This window comes from Methylobacterium oryzihabitans (genome assembly GCF_004004555.2).
GTDB lineage: Bacteria > Pseudomonadota > Alphaproteobacteria > Rhizobiales > Beijerinckiaceae > Methylobacterium > Methylobacterium oryzihabitans.
Genome location: NZ_SACP01000117.1, coordinates 1 through 507 on the forward strand (window position 1 = coordinate 1; position 507 = coordinate 507).

The window sequence follows — 507 nt, forward strand, 5'->3', positions numbered from 1 at the left end:
CGGTGTTGCAGGCGGTTGCACGTCTGTGGCGGTGTAGCTGGTACTGCCGGACACATTGCCCGCAGCATCGGCCTGGCTCACGCCCAGTACCTGGCCGTTGAGCTGTGCGGCGTTCAGGTTGACGGTGAACACGCCACCGCCATTTACCACCGCCGTGCCGAGCACGTTGTTGCTGGCGTCGCGCACGGTCACCGTCGCCCCTGCTTCACCGGTGCCGGTCAGCACCAGGCCGTTCAGAGACAGCCCGGTCACCAGTGGGTTGGCCGGTGGCGTGATGTCGGCGGCTTGCAGGAAGGTCGGCTGCGATTCGCCGCCCACCAGTGCTACAGCAGTAACCGAAATATGCTGGCCGTTGAGCTGCGCTGTGTTCAGCGTCAGGGTAAAGGTGCCGTTCAGGGTAGCGCCGCCTGTGCCGATCAGGTTGCCTGCGGCATCGTAGACGCGGATGCCCACGCCGCTAGGCGCATTACCGGCCAAGGTCAGCCCGTCGCTGCCCAGCGTCACGTT

General features: G+C 65.7%; 1 protein-coding gene. It reads right to left on the reverse strand.

The features are described 5' to 3' along the window. A partial coding sequence (locus tag EOE48_RS28625; protein ID WP_148239817.1) for an Ig-like domain-containing protein occupies positions 1 to 507 on the reverse strand: 507 nt, incomplete at both ends.